Source organism: Natronomonas sp. EA1 (assembly GCF_051195035.1).
GTDB lineage: Archaea > Halobacteriota > Halobacteria > Halobacteriales > Haloarculaceae > JBNTJV01.
On sequence record NZ_JBNTJV010000005.1, the window covers coordinates 122,469 to 148,011 of the forward strand.

The 25,543-nt window shown below is 67.3% G+C and carries 23 protein-coding genes; 5 read left to right on the plus strand and 18 right to left on the minus strand.

The window, feature by feature from the left end; all coding sequences use genetic code 11:
- Positions 1-32 precede the first annotated feature (32 nt).
- Genes ACQUQR_RS15410 through ACQUQR_RS15430 form a run of 5 tightly spaced genes read right to left on the minus strand, consistent with a single transcriptional unit; the run spans position 33 to position 3,677 of the window.
- The gene (locus tag ACQUQR_RS15410; RefSeq protein ID WP_435197404.1) at positions 33-1,022 is read right to left on the minus strand and encodes an Ldh family oxidoreductase; all 990 of its coding nucleotides are present in this window, start codon (positions 1,020-1,022) and stop codon (positions 33-35) included.
- The gene (locus ACQUQR_RS15415) at positions 1,022-2,188 is read right to left on the minus strand and encodes a UxaA family hydrolase (RefSeq protein ID WP_435197405.1); all 1,167 of its coding nucleotides are present in this window, start codon (positions 2,186-2,188) and stop codon (positions 1,022-1,024) included. Before ACQUQR_RS15415 ends, ACQUQR_RS15410 begins: the two co-directional genes overlap by 1 nt.
- A complete protein-coding gene (locus ACQUQR_RS15420; protein ID WP_435197406.1) occupies positions 2,188-2,511 on the minus strand; it encodes a UxaA family hydrolase in 324 nt (107 codons plus the stop codon). Before ACQUQR_RS15420 ends, ACQUQR_RS15415 begins: the two co-directional genes overlap by 1 nt.
- Positions 2,512-2,549: 38 nt before the next feature.
- Complete coding sequence (locus ACQUQR_RS15425) at positions 2,550-3,551, minus strand: YeiH family protein (RefSeq protein WP_435197407.1); 1,002 nt, start codon at positions 3,549-3,551, stop codon at positions 2,550-2,552.
- Entirely contained in the window at positions 3,552-3,677 is a 126-nt protein-coding gene (locus tag ACQUQR_RS15430; protein WP_435197408.1) for a hypothetical protein, read from the minus strand.
- 122 nt (positions 3,678-3,799) lie between these two features.
- On the opposite strand from ACQUQR_RS15430, the gene ACQUQR_RS15435 reads away from it, so the two are divergent.
- Positions 3,800-4,768: a carbohydrate ABC transporter permease gene (locus ACQUQR_RS15435; protein WP_435197409.1), complete on the plus strand. Its 969-nt coding sequence runs from the start codon at positions 3,800-3,802 to the stop codon at positions 4,766-4,768.
- A 1-nt stretch (position 4,769) separates the two neighbouring features.
- Complete coding sequence (locus ACQUQR_RS15440) at positions 4,770-5,636, plus strand: carbohydrate ABC transporter permease (protein WP_435197410.1); 867 nt, start codon at positions 4,770-4,772, stop codon at positions 5,634-5,636.
- Positions 5,637-5,638: 2 nt separating this feature from the next.
- Here ACQUQR_RS15440 and ACQUQR_RS15445 read toward each other — a convergent pair whose 3' ends face one another.
- Positions 5,639-6,601 (minus strand): C-terminal binding protein, encoded by a 963-nt coding sequence (locus ACQUQR_RS15445; RefSeq protein WP_435197411.1) that lies wholly within the window; start codon positions 6,599-6,601, stop codon positions 5,639-5,641.
- Position 6,602: 1 nt separating this feature from the next.
- Positions 6,603-7,868, minus strand: coding sequence for a mandelate racemase/muconate lactonizing enzyme family protein (locus ACQUQR_RS15450; RefSeq protein WP_435197412.1), 1,266 nt, complete (start codon positions 7,866-7,868; stop codon positions 6,603-6,605).
- A gap of 138 nt (positions 7,869-8,006) precedes the next feature.
- On the opposite strand from ACQUQR_RS15450, the gene yicI reads away from it, so the two are divergent.
- The 3 genes from yicI (at position 8,007) to ACQUQR_RS15465 (ending at position 12,497) form a co-directional block, all read left to right on the plus strand.
- Positions 8,007-10,325 (plus strand): alpha-xylosidase, encoded by a 2,319-nt coding sequence (yicI, locus tag ACQUQR_RS15455; RefSeq protein ID WP_435197413.1) that lies wholly within the window; start codon positions 8,007-8,009, stop codon positions 10,323-10,325.
- Positions 10,326-10,377: 52 nt separating this feature from the next.
- On the plus strand, positions 10,378-11,517 hold the full coding sequence (locus ACQUQR_RS15460; protein ID WP_435197414.1) for an ABC transporter ATP-binding protein: 1,140 nt from the start codon (positions 10,378-10,380) through the stop codon (positions 11,515-11,517).
- A 206-nt stretch (positions 11,518-11,723) separates the two neighbouring features.
- Entirely contained in the window at positions 11,724-12,497 is a 774-nt protein-coding gene (locus ACQUQR_RS15465; protein ID WP_435197415.1) for an IclR family transcriptional regulator, read from the plus strand.
- Between the two features lie 202 nt (positions 12,498-12,699).
- On the opposite strand, the gene ACQUQR_RS15470 is transcribed toward ACQUQR_RS15465, so the two are convergent.
- From ACQUQR_RS15470 to ACQUQR_RS15520, 11 genes are all read right to left on the minus strand, one after another.
- Positions 12,700-14,640, minus strand: coding sequence for an archaea-specific SMC-related protein (locus ACQUQR_RS15470; RefSeq protein ID WP_435197416.1), 1,941 nt, complete (start codon positions 14,638-14,640; stop codon positions 12,700-12,702).
- A gap of 49 nt (positions 14,641-14,689) precedes the next feature.
- Positions 14,690-15,322, minus strand: a complete 633-nt coding sequence (rdfA, locus tag ACQUQR_RS15475) for a rod-determining factor RdfA (RefSeq protein ID WP_435197417.1) — start codon at positions 15,320-15,322, stop codon at positions 14,690-14,692.
- 109 nt (positions 15,323-15,431) lie between these two features.
- Complete coding sequence (locus ACQUQR_RS15480; RefSeq protein WP_435197418.1) at positions 15,432-16,202, minus strand: IclR family transcriptional regulator; 771 nt, start codon at positions 16,200-16,202, stop codon at positions 15,432-15,434.
- Positions 16,203-16,294: 92 nt separating this feature from the next.
- A complete protein-coding gene (locus tag ACQUQR_RS15485; protein WP_435197419.1) occupies positions 16,295-17,674 on the minus strand; it encodes an MmgE/PrpD family protein in 1,380 nt (459 codons plus the stop codon).
- 9 nt (positions 17,675-17,683) lie between these two features.
- Positions 17,684-19,009 (minus strand): MmgE/PrpD family protein, encoded by a 1,326-nt coding sequence (locus ACQUQR_RS15490; RefSeq protein WP_435197420.1) that lies wholly within the window; start codon positions 19,007-19,009, stop codon positions 17,684-17,686.
- 1 nt (position 19,010) lies between these two features.
- Complete coding sequence (locus ACQUQR_RS15495) at positions 19,011-19,715, minus strand: ABC transporter ATP-binding protein (RefSeq protein WP_435197421.1); 705 nt, start codon at positions 19,713-19,715, stop codon at positions 19,011-19,013.
- Positions 19,708-20,463 carry an ABC transporter ATP-binding protein gene (locus ACQUQR_RS15500; protein WP_435197422.1) on the minus strand — a complete coding sequence of 252 codons (756 nt, stop codon included), beginning with the start codon at positions 20,461-20,463 and terminating at the stop codon, positions 19,708-19,710. The genes ACQUQR_RS15495 and ACQUQR_RS15500 overlap by 8 nt, the downstream gene beginning before the upstream one ends.
- Positions 20,456-21,529 (minus strand): branched-chain amino acid ABC transporter permease, encoded by a 1,074-nt coding sequence (locus ACQUQR_RS15505; RefSeq protein WP_435197423.1) that lies wholly within the window; start codon positions 21,527-21,529, stop codon positions 20,456-20,458. The genes ACQUQR_RS15500 and ACQUQR_RS15505 overlap by 8 nt, the downstream gene beginning before the upstream one ends.
- Positions 21,526-22,491 (minus strand): branched-chain amino acid ABC transporter permease, encoded by a 966-nt coding sequence (locus ACQUQR_RS15510; RefSeq protein ID WP_435197424.1) that lies wholly within the window; start codon positions 22,489-22,491, stop codon positions 21,526-21,528. The genes ACQUQR_RS15505 and ACQUQR_RS15510 overlap by 4 nt, the downstream gene beginning before the upstream one ends.
- A 90-nt stretch (positions 22,492-22,581) precedes the next feature.
- Positions 22,582-23,901: an ABC transporter substrate-binding protein gene (locus ACQUQR_RS15515; protein WP_435197425.1), complete on the minus strand. Its 1,320-nt coding sequence runs from the start codon at positions 23,899-23,901 to the stop codon at positions 22,582-22,584.
- A 159-nt stretch (positions 23,902-24,060) separates the two neighbouring features.
- The gene (locus tag ACQUQR_RS15520) at positions 24,061-25,491 is read right to left on the minus strand and encodes an FAD-dependent oxidoreductase (RefSeq protein WP_435197426.1); all 1,431 of its coding nucleotides are present in this window, start codon (positions 25,489-25,491) and stop codon (positions 24,061-24,063) included.
- Positions 25,492-25,543: the final 52 nt, after the last annotated feature.

The window sequence follows — 25,543 nt, forward strand, 5'->3', positions numbered from 1 at the left end:
TCGGAAATAAAGCTCGGCGGCGGTCGCGCCGGTCAGCGGTCCGCCAGCGACCGGACCTCTGCCCACGTCTCGTCGTCGACGTGGACGGGCTCCCCGGTCGGCCGGGCCTGCCCCGGGAGCCGCACCGAGTCGAACCCGGCCGCGGTCTCGAGTGCGGTGATCCCCGTCAGGAACGTCTCGATGCGTTCGACGGCGTCCTCGCCCCCGAGCGCGACGGGGTCGATGGCGACGAACAGGTCACCCTTCGTGCAGGGGTCGGCCGTGTGGTAGGTGCCGGTCACGTCCCGCCCCATCGAGGCACCGACGAGCCCGCCGGCGAGGACCTCTACGGCGATGGCGAGCCCCGAGCCTTTCGCGCCGCCGAAGGGCCGGATCGAGCCGTCGAGGGCGGCATCGGGGTCCGTCGTCGGCTCCCCGTCGGCGGAGATGGCGACGCCCTCCGGGAGCGACTCACCGCGGTCGCTCGCCCGCGAGACGGCCCCACGGGAGATGGCCGACGTGGACATGTCGAGGTTGAACGCCGGCTCCGTGGGGAGGCCGATGGCGATCGGATTCGTCCCGAGGATCGGCTCCGCCGCCCCGTGCGGGGGCATCGCGGGTTCGGTGTTCGTCATCGCGAGCGCGACGTAGCCGTCCTGTCGAGCCATCTCGGTGTAGTAGCCGAGCATCCCGAGGTGGTTCGTCTCGTTGACGCCCACCGCACCGATACCGAACTCGCCGGCCCGGGCGCAGGCCATCGCCATCGCGTCGGTGGCGACGACGGGGCCGAGACGGGACCCACCGCTGAGCGTGGCAGTCGCGCCGTGATCCCGCTGGATGGCGATCTCCCCGTCCGGGTCGACGTTCCCGTGTTCGATACCGCGGACGAACCGCGGAAGCCGGCGTAACCCGTGGGAGTGTTTCCCCCGCGCGTCGGCGCTCACGAGCACCCGTGCGGTCGTCACCGCGTCGTCGGCGTCGATACCGCAGGCCTCGAAAGCGGCCGTGGCGACCGCCTCCGCTCGCTCGCGTTCGACCTCCATCACGTGGACGGGCCGATGCGATGGATGGCGAACTGGCTCTCACCCATCGCCTCGCTCATCGTCAGCTTCCCGTTGACGACCTCCATCAGCTCCTCCCAGAGCTCGTCTGTGGCCCACTCGAAGGACTTGTCGCCGACGAGTGCGTCGCTCACGTCCACGTCCGTCTGCTCGGGGACGCGCTCGGCGCTGCCGGGGTTGCCGGTGATCTTGATGGTCGGCATGACGGCGTTCGAGAGGGTGTGCCCCTGCCCGGTCGAGATGACCATGAAGTGGGCACCGCCGGCCCCGATGCCGGTGACGGACTCCGCGCCGTGTCCCGGGGTGTCCATGATGTACATCCCGGATTTCTCGGGGATCTGCTCCGCGTAATCGACCATGTCCTGGATCGGCCCCTCGCCGGACTTGACGAGCGCGCCGAGCGACTTCTCCTCGATGGTCGTCAGCCCCCCGTCCATGTTGTCGGGGGTGGGCTGGGCCCCGCGAACGTCGTAGCCCGTCGCCTGCAGGCGCTGGTCCCACCACTCGACGCGGTCGAGGATCTTCTGTTTCACCTCCTCGGTGACCGCCCGCTCGGCGAGCTCCTCCTCGCCGCCGAAGAACTCGGGGGTCTCGGCGAAGACGCCCCGGCCACCGTGCTCGTCGATGAGCCGCCAGACGGCGCCCGCCGTCGCGTGGTGCTGACAGAGGCCGCTCGTCGTGTCCGAGGTGGCGCAGTTGATACCGAAGGTGAGCTCCGAGAGGTCGTGTGGCGTCCGCCGCTGTGCGCTCGCGGCCTGCACCATATCGCGGGTGGCGTTCACGGAGCGCTGGAGGGCGTTCATCACGCCCTTCTCCCGGTGGATGTTGACGCTCTCGGCCGGCCGCCCCGTCTCCGCGACGTCCCGGGCGAGTTCGTCACCGTCGACGATCTCCCCGGCGTGGGCGATGACGACCGCGCCGTAGGTGTTCGGGTGGGTCGCATAGCCGAGCAGCGTGCGATACGTCTGGAAGACGTCGGGCTTCGTCTGACACCGACCGAGGGGGTGGGTGATGGGGATGGCGTCGTCGACGATCTCCGCCGTCCGCTTCACCGTGTCGTTGGCGTAGGGGGCCGTCGAGACGACGACGACGTTGTTTCGAATGCCGACACTTCCGTCCGACCGTTCGTATCCGAGGAATTCACTCATTATTCGTGGTGTGCCGCCTGGGCTTCTTCACCCGCGATGTCGCCGCGGCCGTAGTTACTCTCGACGTTCTGGACGTGGACCCACGCCCCGACCGGGATGTGCTCGGAGGCGTTTCCGATGCTCTTTCCGTACTTCCGGATGGTCTCGCCCGTCTCGATCTCCTCGATGGCGATCTTGTGGCCGAAGCTGATGTCCTCGGCCACCTCGATGCGTCGCGTCTCGCCGTCGCCGTCGACCTCGACGGTCTCACCCGCCTCGACGTCCCGGAGTGCGGTCGCGACGTTGTCCGATGGCTCTACGACCTTCAGATAGCGGTCTGGCATACGAGTAGGCCATCATGTTCGGGTTACATAACGTTTGCCTACACGAGCACTGTCACGACGGCGAGCGCGAGCATGCTCACGGTGAGCAGGTGGACGAACACGAGGAGGACGGGCCGGACGCCGGCGTCGACCATCCCCTCCACCGTCACCTCGAACCCGAGGCCGGCGAACGCCAGGAGGAACAGCCAGTCGGAGAGGGTCCCGAGCGTCGCCCGCTGTGGCTGGCTCACGAGCCCGAGGTTGGTGAGGAGGACGACGAGGAGGAACCCCGCGATGAACTTCGGGAACCGGTTCCACGCGGCCGCGAGGTTCGTCGACCCGCGCGAGTAGACCGCGGAGTAGCCGATGACGACGACGCCGATGAACGCGTTCCGGACGAGTTTCGTCAGGGTGGCCCACTGCCCGGCCACGTCGGAGTGGGCGAACCCGGCCGCCGCGACCGGTCCCGTCGAGAACATGCTGAGCCCGGCCCAGACGCCGAACGTCTCGCCTGAGAGCGCGAGCAGCTCGCCGGCCAGCGGGAACGCGACGAGCGTCACCGCGTCGAACAACAGCACGGTCGCCGCGGCGTACGCGATGTCGCGCTCGGAGGCGTCGATGCTGCCGGCGACGGCGACGACCGCCGACACCCCGCAGATGCTCGCGCCCGCAGCGAGCAGCGACCCCACGCTCTCCCGGAGGTCGAAGACGACCCGCGAGAGGAACTCCGCGTAGAGGACGCCGAACGCGACGACGGCGGCGGCGAGCAGGACGACGGTCGGGCCGACGCCGGCGAGCTCGCCGAGCGAGAGGCGGGCCCCGAGCAGCACGATCCCGGTCTCCAGACTGAGCTTATGGCGGTCGAGCCCCGGCCGGACGACCGGGGGAACGCCGACCGTGTTCGCGATGAGCATCCCGACGCCGACCGCGACGACGAGCGGACTGAGGGGGGTCGCCGCGCCGACGAGGTGGCTCCCACCCGCGATGGCAGCCATCACCGCCAGGCCGGGGAGGAGCCGACCGACGGCATGGCGCACCGCGTCCCGCTCGTCGGTCTCCATCTACACCGCGGCGATGACGAGGAGGACACAGCCGATGATCGTCGCCTTCCACCCCCGGTCGAGCGACTGCCAGCCGTGCCAGACCTGTGCGCGATACTCCGTGGTCTCCGTCTGTTTTGCCGGCATCTGTGACGCTGTGTCGTTCGTGTCCCCGGCAGTACATAAAACCACGCCGTCACCGGTGGGGTACTGCCGGACGACTGACGTGACCAGATTTATGTAATAGTGGACAACAGCTATGTTGAACAATGGCAAACACTGAGCAGACTGGGAACGCCAACGCGCCCGGAGGCGGGTACGCGGAGGCACTCAGACGACGGTTCGTCCGGTATCGGGAACTCCGGTTGAGTGAACAGGAGCTGGCGGTCGTGCTGCTGGCGCCGGTGATCGGCTTCCTCTTTGCGGTGTCGTTCTACCCGATCCTCGATACGGTCTGGGGGAGCCTCCACACGGGCTACGTGCTGCCGACCCGGGAGACGGTGTTCGTGGGACTCGACAACTACGCCGCGCTGCTCGCGGACGGGGAGTTCTGGAACGCCCTCGGCGTGAGCCTCATCTACACGTTCGTGAGCGTGCCGGTGGAACTGGTGTTGGGGCTCGGCGTCGCACTCCTGTTGAACCGGAAGTTCAAGGGGCGCTACTTCGCGCAGGCGGCCATCCTCTTCCCGTGGGCGCTGCCGACCATCATCAACGCGCGCATCTGGGCGTGGATGTTCCACGGGCAGTACGGCGTCATCAACGACATGCTCGTCCGGCTGGGCATCCTCGCGAAACCCTACGCGTTCCTCGCCCACCCCGACTCCGCGCTGGCGGCGATGATCTTCGTCACGATCTGGAAGACCACCTCGTTCATGGCGCTCATCCTCCTGGCCGGGCTCTCCAGCATCCCCGACCACCTGTACGAGGCCGCGCGGATGGACGGCGCCTCGAGGTGGCGGCAGTTCCGGGACATCACGCTCCCACTGCTGAAGCCGACCATCCTCGTCGCGCTCATCTTCCGGACGCTCCCGGCGCTGCAGGCGTTCGGCCTCCCGTTCGGGTTGACGAACGGCGGCCCGGGTGGGGCGACGCGGACGCTCGTCCTCTACGCGAACGAACTCACGTTCACGAGACTGGACTTCGGGATGGGGTCGGCCGCGGCCACCGCCATCACCATGCTCGCGCTGGTCATCAGTCTCTTCTACGTGACCACCCTCTACGAACCGGAGGTGCGGTGAGATGAGCGTCGTCGACCGCGCCTCGTTCGACCTCGACACGCTGCAGGAAGTGGGGAAGAAGCTCGGCTTCTACGGCTCCGTGTTCGCGCTGTGTGCCGTCTCCTTCTTCCCCGTGCTGTGGATCTTCATCACCTCGTTCAAGACGACGGGGAACATCGTCCAGTTCCCGGTGAACTACATCCCGACGGAGGTGACGCTCAACAACTACCGCACCGCGCTGACGGACGCGCCGTTCATGCGCTACCTGTTCAACTCCGTCATCGTCGCCGGCGGGACGGCCGTCGTCTCCGTCCTGCTCGGCTCGCTCGCGGGGTACGCGCTCTCGCGGCTGGAGTTCGACTACAAGGTGCCCGTCCTGCTCATCATCCTCTTCTCCGCGATGCTGCCGTTCTTCTCGCGGCTCATCCCGCTGTTCCAGCTGGCCCGGAACGTCGGCCTGCTGAACGACTATCTCGGGCTCATCCTGCCGTACTCGGCGTTCCAGCTCCCGTTCGCCATCTGGATCTTCCAGGCGTACTTCAAGGAGCTCCCGGACTCGCTCGAGGAGGCGGGGATGATGGACGGGCTCTCCCGGCTCGGCGTGCTGTTCCGCATCATCCTCCCCGTCTCCGCGCCGGCGATGGCGACCGCCGCCATCATCGTTTTCATCTACGCGTGGAACGAGTTCCTGTTCGCGCTGGCGTTCATGACGCAGGACAACATGCGGACCATCACGGTCGGGATCGCCCTCTACCAGGGTGAGTACACGTTCCCGTGGGGGACCATCTCCGCCGCGGTGTTCATGTCTATCGTCCCGCTGATGCTGTTCATGCTGCTGTTCCAGCGGAAGATCGTCGAGGGACTGACTGCCGGCGTCGGCAAGGCGTAAGCCTACGCCGACGGCTCGTTCTGGACGTTCCGAACCAACCCGCCTTCGAGCGCGGTCTTCACGATTTCCGCGGCGGTCCGCCGCCGTTCCTCGTTCGCTTCCTCCGAGTACCACGCGACGTGCGGCGTGGTGATGACGCCCTCACGGTCACGCAGCGGGTGGTCCGTCGATGGCGGCTCGGCGGGGAAGACGTCGAGTCCCGCCCCGCGGATCTCACCCGCGTCGAGCGCGCGTTCGAGCGCGTCGTCGTCGACGATGGGGCCGCGGGCGACGTTCACGAGATACGCCGACTCACGCATCCGGCGGAAGGCTTCGTCGTCGAACAGCCCCTCCGTCTCGGGGGTGAGCGGGGAGTGAACGGTGACGTAGTCGGCGCGGTCGAGCAGCTCCTCGAACGAGCAGAGCGTGGCCGGGTCGTCCGCGAGGTCGTCGGGAGAGAGGAAGGGGTCGCTGGCGACCACGTCGAGCCCGAGTGCGGCCGCGCGCTCGCCGACGGCCCGGCCGATGGCCCCGTACCCGACGACGCCGACGGTCTGGGTCGAGAGCCGATGCAGTGGGGTGGCGACCTCGCGGTCCCACGCCCCGTCGCCGACCGAGCGGTCGTAGCGGTCGACCCCCCGCGCCAGCGCGAGCAGCAGGCTCACGGCGTGGGTCGCGACCTCCTCCTGGCAGTAGTCGGGGACGTTCGTCACGGGGATGCGGGCGTCGTTCGCCGCGGCGAGGTCGACGTTGTCCACGCCGATGCCGTAGCGGGCGATGACGGCACACTCCTCCAGCGCCTCCACGTGGCTCGCCCCCAGATCGGTCCGGAGGTTCAACACGGCGTCCGCGTCGGCCAGCGCCGCGGGGTCGACTTCGGCACCGGGCCGGTCGCTGAGCGCGACCACCTCCGCGAGCTCCTCGAGCACGGCGCGCTCGACCGACAGGTCGTCGAAGTCGTGGTCGGTGATGACGACGCGGGCCATCTCAGATGATGAGCTCCGAGTCGTCGGTCAGGTACTCCTCGACCAGCGAGCGGTCGAGTTCGACGCCGAGTCCCGGCCCCTCGGGGAGGTCGACGTAGCCGTCCTCGAGGATGGGCCCGCTGCCGTGGGTGCGGACCGCGAGGTCGTTCCACCACGGCACGTCACGGGCGTGATACTCCATCGCGACGAAGTTCGGGATGGCGGCGGAGACGTGCGCGCCGGCGACCGTCCCCAGCGGGCTCGAGATGTTGTGCGAGGCGATGGGGACGCCGTAGAGGTCACACAGCCGGGCGATGGCGACGTACTCGCGGAGGCCGCCACACTTGTTCACGTCGGGGGCGGCGATGTCCATGATCCCCGCCTCCAGCGCGTTGTGGAACTGCGACGGCGTGACGAGGTTCTCGCCGGTGAGCACGGGCGTATCGAGCTTCTCGCGCACCCGACGCTGGGCGTCGAGCCGGTCTGGAGGACAGGGGTCCTCCAGCCACGCGAGGTCGAACTCCTCGACGGCCTTCCCGAGCCGGACCGCGGTCTCGGCCGTGAAGTTCCAGTGGAGGTCCATCCCGAGGTCGATGTCGTAGCCGATCTCGTCGCGGACGGCCCGGACGAGCTTGCGCTTGTGCTCGATTGCCTCGTTGTCCATCCGGCGGTTCGCCTCGTCGTACGAATCGTGGGTCGGCACGTCGAGGTCGAACTTCAGCGCGTCGAAGCCGGCATCGACCACCTCGCGGGCGGCTCTGGCGTACGACTCGGGGGTGTACACCTCCGTCGGGTCGTGGGCCTCGGCCTCGCCGAGCGACTCCCCGCCGTGGGTGTCACAGTAGATCTTGATCTCGTCGCGGAACTTCCCGCCGAGGAGTTCGTAGACCGGCACGTCCAGCACTTTGCCCTTGATGTCGTAACACGCCGTCTCGATGGCGGTGAACGCGGCCTGTCCGATGCGGCCACAGCCGGTGTACCGCTGATTGAGCAGCTCGACGATGCGGTTCGTATCGAGCGGGTTCTCCCCCTCGAGGTCGATATCCATCCGCCCGGCCATGTCGAGCGCGGCCTCCGCCCGGAAGGTCTCGCCGAGCCCGTAGACGTCGGCGTTCGTCTCCACCTTGACGATCCCCCACGTGAAGTTCCCGGCGAGGGCCATGGTCTTCACGTCGGTGATCTCGATGTCGCGCTCGGCCGGTCGGTGCGTCTCCTCCATCCCCATATCGCGCCAGGGGACACCGCCCCCCTGCGGGATGCGGTAGTCCGGTTCGCTATCCTGTGGCATCACCCGTGTGTGCACGTATCGCACCGATAAACGTTCCGATGGTGCGGGTTCCCCGACAGGTTCCCTCCTCGAGTTCCCGAGTCCTGTCTCCCCGGGGGAATATTTAATACTCGCACCCGTCCGTGCTCAGGCATGCAGATGGCACGCTCAACGGTAGCGGGCGTCACCTCCTACGAGGTCGACGGCGACACCGTGCGACTCGACTGTACGCTCGACGCGGCCGACGGCGACGTGACGGAACCCTGGCCCCTCCCGGTCACCCTCCAGTTCTACGACCCGAGCACCTTCCAGTTCGAGTTGGAGGTGAACCCGGAGACCGCGACGGAGCCGGACTACCCCGAGTACGACCACGAGGCTATCTCGGAGTCCGTCTCGCTCGACGTGACCGAATCGAACGGGACGCTCTCACTCGAGACGGAGCGACTCCGTGTCGTGGTGGGGCTCGACACCTGGTCGTTCCGCGTCGAAGCGCTCGACGGGACGGTCGTCTTCGAGGAGCAGCGACAGGATCACGACGTGGCGGCCCAACACCGCGTGGACGCGCTGGGGTTCACCCAGGAGCGTATCAACAACCGCGCGCGCCGCGTCGACGAGACGGGCACGGCCTTCCGGCTGTCGCCCGACGAGAAGATCTACGGCGTCGGCGAGCAGTTCGTGGAGTTCGATCGCCGGGGCCGCGAGATCGAAGCGTGGCACGAGGAGCCGCTGGGGACGGAGACCGAACGCGCCTACAAGTCCATCCCGTTCCACCTCTCGACGAACGGCTACGGGATGCTCGTCGACACCACGAACAAGGTCTCCTACGACTTCGGGACCGGGTCGACGGCCAGCGCGACGGTCGGGGTCGACGACGACCGCTTCTCCTTCGTCTTCTTCTACGGCCCCGCGTTCCGCGACATCATCGAGACGTACACCGCGTTCACCGGCCGTCCCCCCCGCCCGCCGAAGTGGAGCTTCGGGACGTGGATGTCCCGGCTCGGCTACGAATCCCGGGAGGAGCTGGAGGCCATCACCGACCGCCTCCGTGAGGAGGAGATCCCATCCGACGTCGTCCACCTCGACCCGTTCTGGATGCCACCCAACGAGTCGTGTACCCTGGAGTGGGACACCGACCAGTTCCCCGACCCACCCGGGATGATCGACGCCCTCGACGAGAAGGGGTTCCGGCTCTCGCTGTGGGAACACCCGCACGTCCCCGCCGGGACGGAGGCGTTCCGCGAGGGCGTCCGCGAGGGCTACTTCGTCGAGGACGGCACCGGCGACGCGTATCTGATGGACAACACCTGCCAGGGTGACTACCGGGGCGCCATCGTCGATTTCACCAACCCCGACGCGGTCGAGTGGTGGACCGACAAGCACCGCCGGCTCCTGGAGATGGGCGTCTCCGTCTTCAAGACCGACTACGGGGAGTACATCCCGAAGGACGCGACGTTCCACAACGGCAAGAGCGGGAAGTCGATGCACAACCTCTACCCGTATCTCTACAACGAGGCGGTGTACGAGACGGTAGGCGAGGTGAACGGCACGGACGAGGCGCTCGTCTGGGGACGGGCCGCGTGGACCGGGAGCCAGCGGTTCCCCATGCACTGGGGCGGTGACCCGCAGACCAGCTGGAACGGGATGGCGGCGGCCCTCCGTGGGGGGTTGAGCGCCTCCCTCTCCGGCATCGCCTTCTGGAGCCACGACATCGGCGGCTTCCGGGGGACGCCCTCGGACGACCTGTACGTCCGGTGGGCCCAGTTCGGGCTCCTCTCCTCGAACAGCCGGTGTCACGGCACCACGCCGCGCGAGCCGTGGGCGTTCGGCGAGGAGGCGCTCGATGTCTTCCGGGAGTACGCCCGGCTCCGCTACCGACTGCTGCCGTACATCTACACGTACGCGGAGGTGGCCGCTCGCACCGGCCTCCCCGTCGTGCGCCCGCTGCTGCTCGAGTACCAGGACGACCCGGCGACCCACCGGCTCGACACCCAGTACCTGCTCGGCGAGGAGGTCCTCGTCGCCCCCGTCTTCGAGGGGGACACCACCCGCGCCGTCTATCTCCCGGACGGCGAGTGGTACCGCCACGAGACGGGCGAGCGCTATCAGGGGAAGACGACGGTGTCGGTGGACGCCCCGCTCGACACGATGCCGGTGTTCTACCGGGGCGGTGGCGTCGTCTCGCGGCGTCAGGCGACACAGACCGTGCAGTCGGGGACCCCGGAGACCCTCACCCACCACGCGTACCTCGCCGAGGGGGAGGCGACTGGCCGCTTCTTCGACGAGGACGCCGAGGAGATGCGCACCGTCGAGGTGACGGCCGTCGGCGATGCTCTCACCGTCGACGTCGAGGAGGGGAGCGTCGAGACGACGAAACTCACCGTCAGCGGCCTCGAAACGACCCCGGCATCGGTCCGCGTCAACGGGAGTGAGCCCACCGAGTGGCACGAGGAGGACGGCGACGTGCGGATCGTCGTCTGAGCGAGGGGTGGATTTATTAACTGTCGTGAAAAATCCGGAGTAGCAGGAAATCATGGGGCGCCTCGAACTAAACGAACTGACGAAGGTGTTCGACAGTGAGGGTGGCGATATCGTCGCCGTCGACAGTCTGGACCTGACGATCGAGGACGGGGAGTTCCTCGTGCTCGTCGGACCGTCCGGCTGTGGGAAGTCGACCACCCTCCGGTGTATCGCAGGGCTCGAAACCGCCACGGATGGCGAGCTCGTCCTCAACGGTGACGAGATCACGGGCAAGAAGCCCAAAGAGCGGGATATGGCGATGGTGTTCCAGAACTACGCGCTCTACCCGCATATGTCCGTCCGGAAGAACATCGGTTACGGGCTGAAGATCACGACGGATCTCTCGAAAAGCGAGATCAGAAGGCGGGTCGAAGAGACTGCGGAGCTCTTAGAGATCAGCGACCTCCTCGAGAAGAGCCCCGGTGACCTCTCCGGCGGGCAACAACAGCGGGTCGCGCTCGGCCGAGCGATCATCCGCGAGCCCGAAGTGTTCCTGATGGACGAGCCGCTGTCGAACCTCGACGCGAAGCTCCGCACCACGATGCGGACGGAGATCCAGCAGCTCCAGCAGGACCTCAACGTCAGCACCATCTACGTCACCCACGACCAGACCGAGGCGATGACGATGGGTGACCGCATCGCCATCCTCGACCAGGGTGAGCTCCAGCAGGTGGGCGAGCCGATGGAGTGCTACCACGAACCCGCGAACCAGTTCGTCGCCGGCTTCATCGGCTCGCCGTCGATGAACTTCCTCGAGGTCCAACGGCGGGGTGAGACCCTCGAACACGACCTGTTCGAGTACTCCCTCCCCACGGACGTCGTGGACGAGATCTCCGAGGCGTCCGACGCGCTCACCCTCGGCATCCGCCCCGAGCATATCACCCCGTGTGACCCCTCGCGGGAGAACGCGGTGGAGTGCGAGGTGAGCGTCGTCGAGCCGATGGGCGAGCTCGCGTACCTCTATCTCGAACTCGGCGACCAGACGCTCACGGCGAGCGTCGACGGCGGAGCCCAGTACCGCGCCGGGGACACGCTGACGGTGGTCTTCCCGGAGGACAAGATCCACCTGTTCGATGCGAAAACCGGCGACGCGGTGAAACACAGCACGAGCGGCCGACCCCACGGGGACGCCGAGTTGACGGCCACGCAGTAAGGCGCTACTCCTTTCTCAAAGCACGTCCGCCGCGTTTGCGAGCTGTAAACTCTCTTCGACCCCCGCCGAACATCGTCGATATCCGGGTATCTGGCGCGTCCGCGTGCTTTCTACGCTCCGAACTCGAAGCCATCGCGCTCGGGTTCTCGGTGTACTGTGTTTACAACGGCCAAACAGTTATTGGCGTGGAACGGTATGCATCGGCCATGTCCGAACTGAACGACGGTGGCGGTCGGTCGGTCAAGGCGGTCCAGACCTCGTGTGAGATCCTCGAGGAGCTGCTCGAACGCGGCAGCGCGGGGGTCACCGAGCTCTCGGACTCCCTCGGCTACTCGAAGGCCACCATCCACGGCCATCTCTCTACCCTCCGTGCGAACGAGCTCGTGGCGAAGGAGGGCGACGAGTACCGCATCGGCCTGCGGTTCGTCGGTTACGGTGAACGCGCGAAGCGGAACGTCCAGATCTACGAGGTCGCGAAGGAGGAGGTCGACAAGCTCGCCGCGGAGACTGGCGAGGTCGCACAGGTCATGGTCGAGGAACACGGGCGCGGCGTGTATCTCCACAAGTCCGAGGGGGAACACAGCGTCCAGACGGCCGCGTATCCCGGGACGCGGAACTACCTCCACTGTACTGCACTCGGAAAGGCCATCCTGGCGCATCTCCCCGAGGAGCGGGTCGACGCCATCCTCGACCGCCACGGCCAGCCCGCCGTCACCGAACACACCATCACGGACCGCGACGAGCTGAAAGCCGAACTCGAGGCCGTGCGCGACCGGGGTATCGCCGTCGACAACGAGGAGATTCTGCAGGGACTCCGGTGTATCGCCGCGCCGTTACACGGCAACGACGGGACCCTCTACGGGGCCATCAGCGTCTCCGGCCCCACGAGTCGCATGAAGGGAGAGCGCTTCGAAGAGACGCTCCCCGAAGCCCTCCGGAGTGCGGCGAACGTGATCCAGATCAACGCCATGCAGGCGTAGCGTTTTCGCCTCGTAAACACGTTTTCGAATCGAGCATCTCGCTCTCGGCTATCGAACGGCACGAACCGGCTCCATAACACCCTATACTCCTGTTACGACTATCTCGGCGGATCGACGACTTCACTGGCTCGTTTACGAGGGGAAAACGGACGTGGGAGCACTGGGGCGAACAGAAATAACAACCCTAACGCTGTTATTTTATCTATATCTCGGTGATGCGCTGGTAGTCGTCGTCCAGCGCGGCCGCGTCCTCGGGGAGGAGCGCGACGAGCAGGTACTCCGTGTACTCGGTGAGGTAGTCGACGAGGGCAGCGATGCGGTCGGCGTCGATGGCCTCCAGCGAGTCGAGCAGCATGAACGGCACCGTCTCGTACACCTCGTGGACGAGATAGCCGGCGAGCGCGAACACCAGTCCCGTCACCTCCCGTTCGCTCTCGGAGAGGTGGTCGACGGTGTCCTCGTAGGCCGCCCCCGACTGGGAGGTGCGGATGACGTGGAGCTCGAAGACGCTCTTCGTCACCTTCCGTCGACCCTCACGGACCTCGCGTTCGACCCGTTCGAGCCAGATGCGCTCGAGGTTCGCGTACTCCAGCATCGAGAGGACGGTGTCCATATGCTCGTTGAACTTGTCGACGGCACCCTGCTCGATGCGTTCGATCTTCGTCCGCAGCTCCTCGATGTCTTCTTTCACGGTATCGAGCCGAGCTTCGGTCTCGTCCTGTTCGGCGATGCGGTCCTCGATATCCGCGATCTCGCTTTCCACCCGGTCGAGGTCCGTCTCCAGCCGGCCGAGTTCGTACTCCAGCTGGTTTGCCTCCTTGTGCAGGTCGAGCACCGCGCTGTAGTCGGCCTCCTCCAGCGATTCGACGGCCGCCTCCACGTCCGCGATCTCGGCGGTGAGCTCCTCGCGTCGCTCCTGGAGCCGCTCGATGTTCTCGTTCGCCCGGTCGATCTCGCCGTCGAGTTCGGAGCGCCGCTGTTCGAGGCGGTCACGCTCCCGCTGGGCCTGTTCGAGCTCCCGTTTCTCCGACCGCAGCTCCTCCAGCTCGGATTCGATGCCGTTGAGCGTGCTGACCTTCTCGCGGCTCAGCTCGCGAAGCCGGCTGATCGTCGACCCGATCTGCTCCTTCGGCACCTCGCTTCCGCAGGTCCAACACCGAACGTCGTCGTCGACGAGTTTGTCGGTGACGGCTCCATCGTCCTCCTGTGCCAGCCCGGCGAGCGCGCTCGAATCCGGGTCCTCCATCATCTCCTCGTTGAATCCGATGACGCTCTGGAGCTCGTTCACCTCGGCTTCGAGCCGCTGTTTGCGCTCCCGCAGGCCCCGCATCTCCTCGTCGAGCTCCCCGATCTCGCCGACGGGGGCGTCCGGCAGCGAGGAGAGTTCATCCTCCACCTCACGGTACTCCTCTTTGAGCGCCGAGAGGCTCTCGCGTTCCGTCTCGAGGTCGTAGCGCACGTCGTCGAGCTGTGAGCGTTTCCCCCGGAGGCGCTCGAGCTCCTCCTCCAGCTCCGATTTCTCCGCGCGCGTCTCCTCGACGTCCGCGTCCGCCGCCTCCAGTTCGGCTTCCTTCGCCTCCAGCTCGGCGCGCTTCTCGTCGATCTCCGACTGTAGCTGCGTCCGCTTCTCCTCTAATCCGGGAAGGTCGCCTTTCAGGCGCTCGATCTCCTCGAGCCTGGATTCGAGCGACTGGCGCTCCTCGACCAGCGACTCGATGTCGGCTTTGATCTCCGCGGTGTCGATGGGTCGCATGATGAGCTCGCGCAGGTCGCCGCCGGTCGCGACCGCCCGTCGGGCCTCGTTGGATTCGAGGAGGAACGCGAAGAGGTCCGCGAGCTCCGGGTCCGAGAGGTAGGGATCGCCCTCCGTGACGACGGTTCCCTGCCGACGGTACAGCTGTCGGCTGTAGCTGTCGTCGCCGAGCGTGAGCTCGACCGACGCTTCCTCTGCATCGCCTTTCATCGCGACGTTCTCGCTGCCGAGCGCGGCCATCACGGCCTGCAGGAAGGAGGTCCGGTTGGTCGCGTTCCGACCGACCAGCACGGTGACGCCGGGGGTGAACTCCACTGCGGTCTCCGTTATTCCGCCCACGTTCTCGACGTGGACTGCGGCGTCGTCATCAGTACTCTGCATAGCGTCCATGTCTCACCAAACCGAGGCCACTCAATAAACGTTTGTGGTCGTGGCACCCTCAGGCGGTCGGTTCGCAGTCACAGCCGCCGCGTTCGAGGAGTTCGACGGCCTCGTACCGCTGGCCACAGTCCTCACAGAGGACGCTGAGCTCGGCGAACAGACGGAACTCACCGAGCGTCAGCTCGTCGGTGTTCCGCAGCCGCGACAGCTTCCCCTCGGTGACGCTCAACACGCGGCCGCGGAGCTGCTGGATGTTCTCGGCCTCGACGGTGGTCCGGTCGCGCTCGTCGCTGGCGTACTCCGCCCCCCGGTCACGTTTGAGGAACGAGCGAACGGCCTGGTAGGTGACGAAATCGCTTCGCAGGGATTCGATATCGACCCCCTCGCGCTCGAGCCGCCTGACCGTCCGGGTCCGGTCCGCGGTGCTCACCTCGTCGTCCGTCAGCAATCGGTAGACGTTCTCCACTTCGCCGGCCAGTGGCTGCATCCCGGCTTCGGTCATCGCCGACCGGAGGAGGCGTCTGTTGACCAGGGTGGCGAGGTCCCGGAGGCTCAGTCGCTCGTCGCCCGAGGCGGTCCACTTCCGCTCGAGCTCCTCACCGAGCCCCGCGAGGTCGTACTCGTCGATGAGCCGGGCGAGCTTGAGTTGGCGACCGGACCCACCGCCTCCCGACGACTCTGTATCGGTCATATCGGTACTCGATGGCCGGTCCTCTTAGTCCTTGTTCCAGTGGGCTGGCGAGTTGGCGAACCTCGCGAGGAATCGAACAACTGTTCGCCAGAGCCGAACAAATCGCAGCTCAGGGGTACGTCGCCCGGATGCCGATGATGCGTGCGGCCTGCATCACCATCTCGGGGACCTCCTGTCTGTACCACTCGCCGTTCATCCGGGTGGTCGGCCCGGAGACGCTGATCGCGCCGATGACGGCCTCGTCGTCGGTGAGGATGGGGGCCCCCACGGCACGCATCCCGGTGATGCGCTCCTCGTCGTTGAACGCGTAGCCCCGCTCGGCGATCTCGGCGAGGTCGGCTTCGAGCGCCTCGCGGTCGCTGATCGTGTGGCTCGTCAGCTCGGAGAGGCCGTCTCCGAGGATGCGGTCCCGCGTGGCCTCGTCACAGAAGGCGAGATACGACTTCCCGACCGCGGTCGCGTGGAGGTCGACGGTCGTCCCGATGTGGGAGTCCGTCTGGACGCCCTGCTCGGTCTTCACCTGGTAGATGTACACCCCGTGGCCGTTCTCCTCGACCATCACCTGCCCGCGCTCGCCGATGGTCTCGACGAGGTCGTTCATCTCGCTGACGGAGGCGTGATACAGCGAGTGCCGTTTGCGCGCGTGGTCGCCCAGGTCGAGGAACTGGAGGCCGAGCGCGAACCCGTCGTCGGTGCGCACGACGTAGCCGAGCGACTCCAGGGTCGTGAGGTGGTTGTGCGCGGTGCTCTTCGAGACACCCAACTCGGCAGCGACCTCGGAGACGCCCGCACCGGCCGATTCGCGAAGAAATTCGATGATGCCGAACGACGTTTCGGTAGCGCCGATTCCGCCCCCGTTCACCGCGTCATTCGTGGTCATACTGGCAGTAACTCCCACGGAGATATAATCATTACCGTTTCGTTCGGCAGAGCGGAACAACAGTTCCGAAACTCAGTACTCTCGTGCTGGGCTCAGTGCTCCTCGCCTCCTCGCAGCGCCGCGACGGTCTCCGTGACCGGCCGCTCGTCGGCCGTCTGCAGCGCGTCGAGTGCCGGTTCGACGGCCTCGGGGTCGAGTCCCTTCGCGAGGAGCGCCCGCGTCCGGGCCGTGAACGCCTCCACCGAGAGCGGGTCGCGGTGGTCCCCGCGGGGGTACTCCCGTTCGCCGACGACGGTCGTGCCGTCGCGGGTCGTCACCTCGACGCGCGCGCCCCACGCGTCGGGGAACGCGGCCTCGTACGCCTCGTCCGGGTGGAGGTGCACGCGCTCCGAGAGCGCCTGGACGGGTTCGTTCGCCAGCGCCTCGGGCTCGAAGTGGGCCAACTCGACGCTCCCGCTTGCCACCCAGCGGGCGAGCACGTACGGCGTCGAGAACTTCGCGGCCGTCATCGTCGCCGGGCGGGTGTGGGCCATGTCGACCCCGTTCCGGTAGGTGTAGACGTCGATGCGCTCGACCGACTCGGGACTCCCATCGAACCCCGAATCCCGGAGCGCGTCCAGCGGCGCGTGGGTGTACCGACAGGAGGGGTACGGCTTGTGGTACGCCTCCGTGATCCACCACTCCTCGCCCAGCGAGTCGAAGAGAGCGGCGAACTCCCCCTCCTTTAGAATCTCCTCGAACGGGTCGTACACCGCCTTCATCGCCGCTGGCGACCCGCGAAGCCCCGCGGCCGCGCACGTCGCCGCGCTCACGCCCGCCTGCGCGGAGAACCCCGCGGTGAAGTTCCGGGAGGGGGCCCCCTCGGCGTACGGGTCGTGCATGGAGACGACGGCGAGGTTCGCGGCCGTCCGGAACGTCTCGCGCTGGGCCTCGGCAGCGAGCCCCATGCAGGCGGCCGCCGTCAGCGCCGGCCCTACCGTCGTCCACGTGGAGTGGGGGTCACGCACCAGCCACGGCAGCGCCTCGTTCATCCGGGCTTTCATCGCGAAGATGGCGTACTCGAGGCGCGTACAGAGCTCGTACGACCGGATGCACGCCTCGAGGAACTGCTCCCCCGAGGTCCCGCTCGCCTCCGCGACGCCGACCGCCCCGGCGACGATGCTCGCCCCGACGTGGCCACCGCGGTCGTGGCCTTCCTCCATCTCCGGGGTGATGGCGGCGGTGACGTTCAGCAGGGCCGCACTCGCCGGGTCGAGTCGCCGATCCGTTCCGAGGACGCTCGCCGCTCCGTCGGGGAGATCGGCCGCCTCGAAGACGCTCGCGTGCTGGGCCGCCCCGCTGCCCGCGACGGCTGCCGAGAGCACGTCCGCAATCACCCTCCGCCCGGCCTCCCGGGCGGGCTCGGGGATGTCGCTTTTCAGAAAGTCGTACACCTGTCGTTCCCAGTCTCGGACTGGCGTGTCAGAAATCATGATGAGTGGTTACGCGCGCGAGAGAGTACAGAGGACCCGCGGAGCGGCCGGTTCGCGCGCCGCCGTCCAGAGGTCCTCCACCTGTCCCGCACCGATGACGGGGGCCACGAGGTCCCCGAACTTCTCCTTCAGCTCCGCCTCCGTGAAGGGGTCGTCTTCGCCGCCGCGGGCCGCCCGCACCTCGGTCGTGAGCGTCTCCTCGCCCAACTCGATAATCACTCGCGCCCCGCGCTCGTCGGGGACGCGTTCGGCGATGTCGTCGGCGACGGTCACCTCGACGCGCTCCGCGATGTCGTCGGCCGCCGCCGTCAGCGCCTCGTCGGTGAACGCGGCCTTCCCCGTCTCCCCGGTCGTGAGCGCCGTGCCCACGGCGAAGGGGATGGAGAACTTCGCCTGCAGGGCGTTTCTCGGATGGGGTTCGTCCAGCCCCGCGGCCGCGGGATACGTCTCCACGCGGACGGCGGTCACGTCCGCGGGGTCGATCTCGTGGTCCCGCTGGAGTGCCGCCAGCCCGTCGAGCACGGGGTGGGTGTACCGACACGCCGCGTGGCGCTTGAAGTAGCCGTGTTCCAGCTCCCACGTCTCGCCGAGGCCGTCGGCGAGCGCGTCGCGGTGGAGCCCTTCGCCGGCGAGCGGTTCGAGGTGGCGAGCGACCCCATCCGCGAGCCCGGTGAAGCCGGCCTGTGCCTGGTCGGCCGCGAGCAGGCCCGCGAGGTTGCTCATCCCGGCGTAGCCGTTTCGTACCGTCGCGCCCTCCGTCGCCGCCGCGAAGCGGGTATGCTGGGCGTAGTTCGCGGCGATGCGCATCGCCTGGAGCGTCCGGTCGGCGTCGAACTCGCGGAGCCGGGCGACCCCTGCGGCCGCACCGACCGCCCCCCACGTGCCGTGGGGGTGGTAGCCCGACGTGAGCGGGACGACCAGCCGCGCCGCCCGCACGGCGGCCTCGTAGCCGGCGACGAAGGCGACGAGGAGCTCCTCGCCGCGCTTGAACGACCCCTCGCCGTCGGCGAGCACCGCGGGGAGGGTGTGAATCGCCGGGTGGCCCGCGGCGAAGCGGTGCCCCTCGTCGAGTTCGAGCACCGTCCCCGCCGTGGCGTTACAGAACGCGGCCTTATATGCTGAAGTGCGCTGGCCGGCCGTCCCGAACAGCGTGGACTGCCCGCCGTTGCGCTCGGCCCACTCCGCCGTGAGCGCGGCGACGGCGGGGTCGGACGTCCCGCCGAGGATGGCGCCGACGGTGTCGGCGATGGCGAGCCCTGCACGGTCGGCGACGGCGTCGGGAATCGCGTCCCGGTCGAGGGCGGCGACGAACGATGCGAGTGCCTCCTCGGACATCTCACACCCCGAGGTAGGCCTCGACGACCCCCTCGTCTTCGAGCAGGGCGTCCCCCGTCTCCGCGAGCGTGATGCGGCCGTTCTCCATCACGTAGCCGCGGTCGGCGACCTGCAGCGTCTGCTGGACGTTCTGCTCGACCATCAGGACGGTGATGCCCTGCTCGTGGATCTGCTCGACCACGTCGAACACCTCCTGGACGAGGTGGGGGGCGAGCCCGATGGAGGGCTCGTCGAGGATGAGCAGGTCCGGCTCACCCATCAGCGCCCGCGCGAGCGTCAGCATCTGCTGTTCCCCGCCGGACATCGTCCCGGCCCGCTGGCTCTTGCGCTCTTCGAGCCGGGGGAACAGCTCCAACATCCGCTGGAGGTTCTCGTCGCGTTTCTCCCGCGCCTCCTCCGTCTGCGCCCCGAGCAGCAGGTTCTCGATGACGCTCATGTTCGTGAAGAGGTCGCGGTCCTCCGGCACCTGCACGATGCCGCGCTCGACGATCTCGTGGGGGCCGAGCCGGTGGATGGGCTCGCCTTTGTAGGTGATGGTCCCCTTCGTCGGCGAGAGGATACCGCCGATGGTGCGCATCGTCGTCGTCTTCCCGGCCCCGTTCGAGCCGATGAGCGCGACGATCTCCCCCTCGTCGACGTGGAGGTCCACGCCGTGGAGCACCTCGATCTCGTCGTAGCCGGCGTGGACGCCCTCGAGCTCAAGCATCGACATCGAACCCTCCGATGTACGCCTCGATGACGCGGTCGTCGGAGACGACCTCCTGTGGCGTTCCAAAGGCGATACCCGTCCCCTGGTCGAGGACCTTCACGTAGTCCGAGATGTTCATGATGGCTTTCATGTCGTGTTCGATGATGAGCAGGCTCGTCCCCTGCTCGCGGAGCTTCCGGAACAGCCCGAGCATCTGCTCGGACTCCGACGGGGTGAGCCCCGCCATGATCTCGTCGAGCAGCAGCATCTCCGGGTCCGTCGCGATGGCCCGTGCCAGCTCCAGCCGCTTCTGTGCCCCGACGGTGAGCTCGCTGGCCTTCTCCTCGGCGCGGTCCTCCAGTCCGACGAACGCGAGCTGGTCGAGGGCGATCTCGCGGGCTTCCCTGCGCCGCCGGGTGTGGATGTGGGCACCGACCATCGCGTTCTCGACGACGGTCAGCTCTTCGAGGGGTCGGGTGATCTGGAACGTCCGGGCGAGTCCCTTCCGGGCGACCTCGTGGGCCTGCAGCCCCGAGATGCGCTCGCCGTCGAGCGTCACGACGCCCGAGGTGGGCGGGAACGCCCCGCTGATGCAGTTGAACAGCGTGGTCTTTCCCGCGCCGTTCGGCCCGATGAGGCCGATGATCTCGCCCCGGTGGACGTCGAGGTCCACGCCGTCGAGCGCCTGCAGCCCCGAGAAGCGCTTGCCGACGTCCCGTGCCGAGAGCAGCGGTTCACCGTCGCGGTCGTACGTGTCGTCACTCATCGGAGACCACCTCGCGGAGCCGCTTGGCGAGTGCACGCGCCCGCTTCGGCCAGCTCACCACGCCCTGCGGCGAGTAGATGACGATGAGCACGAGGAACGCGCCGTAGATGATGCGGTCGAGCCCGTTGATGTCCGAGAACGTCGTCCGTGCGATCTCGCTCACCGGGGTGACGATGAACGAGCCCACGATGGGGCCGACGAGCGTGCCCGGGCCACCGACGACGGCGGGCAACAGCAGCTCGACGTTCTTGAACAGCGCGAACACCGTGTCCGGTCGGATGGTGTTGAAGTACATCGACCAGTAGGCGCCGCCGAGCGCGGTGAAGAACGCCGAGACGGCGATACCGAGCATCTTGTAGCGGAACGCCGGAACGCCGACGCTGGAGGCCGCGGGCTCGTCCTCCCGGATGGCGAAGAAGTAGAGGCCGATCCAGGAGTTCTTGATGAGCCAGGAGACGACGGTGACGAACAGCAAAAATCCGAGGATGAGATAGTAGTACGGGAGGTCGCCCTCGAACTGGAAGGCGAGCAGGCCGTACTCCGCACCGTAGTCGCGGGGGAACGGCTTGAAGTAGCCGTTCGCCCCCTGGAACTCCCGCATGTTCGTGATGACGAACCGCAGGAGCTCCGCGAACGCCAGCGTGGCGAGCGCGAAGTAGTGGCCCTTCAGCTTGAACCGAAAGGAGAGGAAGCCGATGAGCAGGCCGTAGAGGGCGGCGACGCCGCCACCGACCAGCATGCCGACCCAGGGGTTCACCTGGAAGTCGACGAGCAGTTTCATCGTGGCGTACGCGCCGATGCCGAAGAACGCGGCGTGCCCGAAGGAGAACTGCCCGGTGTAGCCGGACATGATGTTCCACGCCTGCGCGGTGTAGGCGTAGATGAGCGTCAGGATCAGCATCTTCAGACTCAGCGTCGCGGCCAGCTCCATTCCCGCGATGTCGATCTCGATGACGTACGGGAGCGCGGCGAGGAACGCGAAGCCGGCGGCCCCCTTGACGACGGGGGCGTACGACTGGTCGTCGAACGTCGCGTAGCGCTCGCGGACGGTTTCGATGGCGCTCATGCGTTCGCACCTCCGAAGAGGCCCTCCGGCTTGACGAGGAGGGTCACGATGAACAGCAGGAAGATGAGCACCTGCGCGGTCGTACCGGGGAGGTAGTAGCCGCCGAACACCTGGATCATCCCGACGATGACCCCGCCGACGAACGCGCCGGGGAACGAGCCCAGTCCGCCGAGGATGACGATGACGAAGGCGTTGATGAGGTACGCCTCACCCGTGAAGGGGTCGAACCGCTGGAACAGGGCGATGGAGCCGCCGGCGATGCCGGCGAGCGCCGCGCCGATGCCGAACGTGAGGTAGTTGATGCGCTCGACGTTGATGCCGACGTAGCGGGCGCCGTCGCGGTTGTCCGCGGTGCCGCGGATGCGGCGACCGAGGTCCGTCCGGTTGAGGAACGCGCGCACGGCGAGCATCGTGCCCAGCGCGATGGCCAGCGCGTAGAACTGGCCCATGGGGATGAAGACGCCGCCGACGTTCGCCGACCCGAGCGAGAGTTCCACCTGCTGGGGGTCCGGGGTGAAGACGATCTCGATGGCTGACTGGATGATGAGCAGCACCCCGAGCGTCGCGATGAGCTGGTTCTGCTGGGGCGCCTCGATGATGGGCTCGACGGTGAGCACGTGGACGATGACGCCCAGCCCGAACAACACGAGCGCGGCGATGGGGATGCCGATGAACGGGCTGATGCCGAACGTCTCGGAGACGAGCCAGACGGTGTACATCCCGACGACGAGGAAGACGCCGTGGGCGAAGTTGATGACGTCCATCACGCCGAAGATCATCGTCAGCCCGAGCGCGGTGAGCGCGTAGACGCCCCCGAGCAGCAGGCCGAAGGCCAGAAGCTGGAGGAGGACCGGCTCCAGGTTCAGGATGTCAGTCGCGAACGATACGAACGGGTCGGTAAACCGGTCGAGCCCGCCCCCCTGCAAGGGGAGCAAGCCGACCGATATGTCTAGGGGAAGCATGCGTACAGTCTACACTCGGGGATTGTTGTCATTGGTCATAAAGGGTCGCACTTCGTTTCGGAAAAACCGCCGGGAATCGAGCGGTCCGCGTTAGACCTGCGGGGAGGCCTCCGCGTACTCGTCGGGGTAGACGACCTTCACGGAGAGGTCCTGCACCTGGTTGATGGGCGCGAGCGCGTTCTTGTTCTCGCCGATGTCGTTGAACTCGATGGTCCCCATCGCGGAGATGTGGTCCTCGTAGCGCAGCTGCTTCAGCGCGTTGTTGATGTCGTCGGGGTCGGCACTGCCGGCGTCCTCGATGGCCTGGATGATGACCTCGGCGGCCGTGTAGGCCATCCCGACGGAGGCGGAGAAATTCTGGTCGTAGTTCGCCGAGAACTGCTCGCGCACCTCGGCCGTCTTGTCGATGGTCGGGTTCAGCGCGTAGTTGTTGTCCATCACGCCGTTGGCGAACTCACCGATGTCGCGGACGGCGCGGTCGTCGGTGAACGTCGCGGAGGCACACGCCGTCAGGTGTGGCGGGCGGTAGCTCTGGTCCTGTAGCGCCTGCGAGAGCAGGACGCCGCCGCCCACGTACGTCGTCGCGATGATGGTGTCCGGGTCCGCGCTGCGGAGCTTCGACACCTGCGTGTTGGCGTTCGACGCGCCGAACTCGATGGCGGTCTCCTCGACGATCTCCACGTTCTGCTGCGGGAGGAACTCACGGAGTGCGTCGCGGATGGCCTGCCCGTAGCTGTTGTTGATGTAGAACAGCCCGGCGGTGTCGACGGTGCCACCGTTGTCCCGGATGACGGTGGGGACCAGGTCGGCGTAGTCGCTCGCCATCCGTCGCGCTGGCGGCTGGGGCCGGTAGACGTAGTTGAACCCGCGGTCCTTCAGGATGTTGTCCGCGGCGGCGATGGAGATGACGAACGGGACGCCGGCGCGTTCCGCCACCTGCGTCGCGGCCGTCGTCACGGGCGAGGAGTAACAGCCGGTGAGGACGTCAGCGCCCTCGTTGAGCAGTTCTTCGGAGACCTGCCCGCCGAGCTCCTGTTTCCCCTGGTTGTCGCCCTCGATGACCTTCACCTGGGCACCGTCGAGCGACTGGATGCCGCCCTCCTCGTTCTTCCGCTGGGCGGCGAGCTTGATGGCGTTGCTCATCCCGACGCCGGTCGCCGCGAGCCCGCCCGAGAGGGGGTGGTTCGAGCCGATGACGACCTCCTCGACGCTGTTCGTCGAGGTGGCCGTCCCCTGGCTGCTGTCCGACCCACCGGAGTCGCCGCCGGAGTCGCCGCCGGAGTCACCGTCGGAGCTACCACCGCTGTCGTTGCTCGCACAGCCGGCGAGGGTGAGCGCCGCCACGCTGGCACCGGTCGTTTTGAGGAAGCGTCGCCTGTTGCTAACCGAGGACTTGGGAGTCTTACCCATGGCAATCACTCACTCCTTTCGGAGTAACCCACATAAGTCCTGTCGTCTCTACCTGTCATGTTCGATAGAATAATTCAGCGACATCCTCACTCACAAAACGTGTTCTACTCGCTTCAGGGCCGATTCGCCGTGGTTGACGGTTCGTTCAGCCCTCGTCACTCAAAGCGACTCGCGGGCGTGGATGCCCGCGAGCCGACCGTAGCCGAGGGCGGTCGTGAGGCCGTTCCCGGAGAGGTAGCCGCCCGCCCCGTGGCCGCTGATGCCGCAAGCGGTGCCGCCCCCGGCGTAGAGGTTCCCGACGACGCTCCCGTCCGTCCGCTGGACCCGCGCGTGCTCGTCGACGACCAGCCCACCCTGCGTGTGGAACAGCGAGCCCGTCACCTTCGCGCCGTAGAACGGGGGTTCGAGCGGGTTCGCCCCGTCCGTGCGCCCCACCTCGTCCGACTCGCCCGCGCGGGCGGCCTCGTTGTACGCGTCGACCGTTTCCGCGGCGGCCTCCCCGTCGAATCCGAGGATTTCACCGAGTTCCGCGATGGTCGCTGCCTCGTGGTAGGTGCCGTGGGCGGCCGCCTCGTCGAAGTCGTCGAACTCACCCTCCAGCCGGTCGAAGATGCGCGCATCGAACAGCTCGTAGCCGATACCACCGGGCTGCTGGAGCACGTCGATGGCGAACTCGCTGTAGCCCGCCGACTCGTCGCCGAACCGTTCGCCGGCCTCGTTCACCATGATGCCGCCGTTCATGATGACGGCGTAGGTGGATAACATTCCCGTCCCGCTGGCGACGGTGGCGTGGCCCTGGTAGGCGTCCATGCACGCGAGCGCGCCGCCGAGCTCCGCGCCGAAGCGGACGCCGTCGCCCGTGTTCCCGTCCGCGCCGAAGTAGAGCGCGCGTTCGATGTCCTCCTCGCAGTACTCGGTGATCATCTCGCGGTTGCCCGCGAAGCCGTCCGTCGCGAGGATGACCTTCTCGGCTTTGATGGCCTCGTCGCGGTGCACGCCGGCGACGACGCCCTCCACCGCCCCGTCCGCCGCGACGAGCTTCGTCACCGGGACGTTCGTGAGCAGCTCGATGTTCTCCGTCGCCTCGACCCGCTCGACGAGCTCCGCGACGAGGTTCTCCCCGTTGCGTCCCGGGGGTGCGTGCATCCGGTACGCCGAGTGTTTGGGGTATTTGAAATCGTCGACGAGGTTCAGCGTGATCTCCCAGTCGTCGACGAGCCAGTGGATGAGGTTCGCACTCTCCTCGCAGAGATACCGGACGCGCTCCTCGTCCGCCTCGTAGTCGTTCTTCTCGAGGATGTCGCGCGCCATGTCGGCGGGCGACTCCTCGATGCCGGCCTCGCGCTGGAGCCGGGTGCCCGCGGCGGGGACCATCCCCGTCGACAGCGAGGTGTTCCCCCCGCACTCGGGGGCCTTCTCCAGTATCGTGACCCGGACATCCGGGTTCTCGCTCGCCGCGAGCGCGGCGACCAGTCCCGTCCCGCCGCCCCCGGCGACGAGGATGTCCGTATCGATATCCCAGTCCACGCTCTCGGCAGATACGACCTCGGTGGCGCCGTCGCTCGGCTTCCGCCGTGCTAGCTCGTCCATGCGCTGTGCTAGTGAGTACCGCTCGTAAAGCTACCGCTCTCGCCTCCTGGTG